2 protein-coding genes are annotated in these 2,462 nt (G+C 58.6%); one reads left to right on the forward strand and one right to left on the reverse strand.

The annotated features are described in order from the left end of the window. Nucleotides 1-107: 107 nt before the first annotated feature. A complete protein-coding gene (locus A3GO_RS0118645) occupies nt 108-770 on the reverse strand; it encodes a protein-L-isoaspartate O-methyltransferase family protein (protein WP_029134690.1) in 663 nt (220 codons plus the stop codon). Between the two features lie 203 nt (nt 771-973). Between A3GO_RS0118645 and A3GO_RS0118650 the strand changes: the two genes are divergently transcribed. Continuing rightward, nucleotides 974-2,332: a deoxyguanosinetriphosphate triphosphohydrolase gene (locus A3GO_RS0118650; protein WP_029134691.1), complete on the forward strand. Its 1,359-nt coding sequence runs from the start codon at nt 974-976 to the stop codon at nt 2,330-2,332. Nucleotides 2,333-2,462 lie beyond the last annotated feature (130 nt).

Below are 2,462 nucleotides of genomic sequence, written 5' to 3' on the forward strand. Positions count from 1 at the left end.
GCAGCTAACCTTGTCCCTGCCATCAACGAGAAAAAGCCTTGCAAATGGGGAGGAGACCATATACGGATTAGCGTAGCGTAATCCGACAAATACACGGTATGCCTGGTTCAAAACTCAAACTTGCGAATCACCGGTGCATTGGTCAATGGTGTGATATCGGTTTCGAACAGCGGTTCGCTCTGCCACTCGTTCTCGCCGGTGCGGGTCACCAGGAAGGCTGTCATGACCGGACTCTGGCCTGTCACCACGAACAGACGCCCGCCGATGTTCAGGCGCTGCTTGAACGTCTCGGGCATCTCCGGCAGGGAGCCGGTTATCGCAATGGCATCGAAGCGTCCGCTCTCGATGTCGTCGCTCAGGCTGTCGGTGGTGCGCAGTTCCACATTCTCAATCTGCAGTTCCGCCAGCCGTTGTCTGGCCTGTTCGGTGAAGGTTGGATTGATCTCCTGGCTGATTACCCAGTTCCCCATTTTGGCCAGACAGGCGGTCAGATAGCCACTGCCGGTACCGACCTCTAAAATGTTGTCGCTGGGCTGAATGTCCAGCGCCTGCAGCAGTCGTCCCTCGACTCGGGGAAACATCATCTTCTGACCGTCGCCCAGGGGAATCTCGATATCCGCATAGGCCAGCCCTTTGTAGCTGTCTGGCACGAAATGGTCCCGCGGCATACTGCCGATCAGCTCCAGTACCTGTGCGTCAAGCACTTCCCACGGGCGCACTTGTTGCTCAACCATGTTGAAACGGGCTTTCTCGTAGCTTGGGACGATCATCTGATTTACCTGGCTCTCGGGTTAAATGGTGTCGAGGGCGACAAGCCTACTCAGTTTAGCCTGATCAGGCAAGTCCGGCCTGCTAAGCCGCTGCAATTTAACTGTTTTCTGTTATTCCGCGAGCCGGGTCTGGTAGGATATGCCGGTCCGCCCCGTGGCCTTGGTGCCCGTCTGTTTTTTCACTGGTTGAGGTGCCCATGACCATGCATTGGAATCAACTGCTCTCCCGCAGCCGTCTCGGGAGTGATCAATCCCAGGGGGGGACCACGGCCCGAACCGATTTTCAGCGTGACTTCGACCGTATTGTCTTCTCCTCCGCATTCCGTCGTATGCAGGATAAGACCCAGGTGTTTCCTCTCTCGCGGGTCGACTATATCCGCACCCGTCTGACCCACAGTCTGGAGGCCTCCAGTATCGGCCGTTCCCTGGGTACCCAGGTGGGTGAGCGGGTGATCGAGCGCCGACGCCTGGCTGACTACGAGGCCTCCGATTTCGGCGATATCTGTGCCGCGGCCTGTCTGGCCCATGACATCGGCAATCCGCCCTTCGGACATTCCGGGGAAGACGCCTTCCGCAGTTGGGCCAATGATGCACCCTACGGACAGCGCCGGGTCAGCATGCTAAAGGACAGCGAGCGGGAGGATTTCACCAGTTTCGAGGGTAACGCCCAGGGGTTTCGTATCCTGACCCGGCTGCAGAATCCGGACAATCCCGGCGGCCTGCAGTTGACCTGCGCCACCCTGGCGGCCTTCACCAAGTATCCCCGGGAGTCCTGTCTGGGAGGCGGTCGTTATCCCGGGGTCAGCGCCAAGAAGCAGGGTTTTTTTGTCGAGGATCGTGAATCTTTCGAGTCGGTCGCTGAGCAGGTCGGACTGATCCGGCGGGATGGCTCACGTGCCGTGTGGTGTCGCCACCCACTGGCGTTCCTGGTGGAGGCCGCGGATGATATCAGTTACCGGGTGATCGATATCGAGGATGGCTTCCGGCTCGGCTATTTCACTTTTGACGAGGTGATGGCGCTCTATCTGGATATCCTGCAGGAGCCGGAGAAGCAACGGCTGCGCATGCAGAGTATCCGGGACAGCAAGGGCCGGGTGGAGTTTCTGCGCGCCAAGGTAATCAATGAGGCGATCAGCCAGGCCATGGACTGTTTTCTGGATAATGAGGAGGCGATCCTGGCCGGCCGGTTTGATGAGCCACTGTTGAATCAATTCCCCCGACGTGCCGCGATGGACCGGCTGATCGAGGTGGCCAAGGCACGTATCTACCAGGCCACCGAGGTGGTGGAGATTCAGGCCGCCGGCTTCCAGGTGATCGGTGATCTGCTGGAGCGCTTCATCCAGGTGCTGGACGATCTGGCCGAGCAGGGCGAACAGGCCTCCGCGAAAAGCCGCATGATCTCCCGGCTGATCCCGGAGCAGTTTATCGGGTCGGGCCGCATCCCCTCGTCGAGCGTCTATACCCGTCTGCTGCGGCTGACCGATTTTGTCGCCGGCATGACCGACTCCTACGCCGTCTCGCTGTATAAAAAACTCACCGGCATTTCGTTGCCCAACGCCTGAGTGGTCCAACTTGTCGGATTACGCCATCGACTAACCCGTATATGGTCTCCTCCCCATTTGCAAGGCTTTTTCTCGTTGATGGCAGGGACAAGGTTAGCTGCCGTATATCCGGCCTGTTGATGAGACATTG

The sequence above is a fragment of the Sedimenticola selenatireducens DSM 17993 genome (assembly GCF_000428045.1).
Classification (GTDB): domain Bacteria; phylum Pseudomonadota; class Gammaproteobacteria; order Chromatiales; family Chromatiaceae; genus Sedimenticola; species Sedimenticola selenatireducens.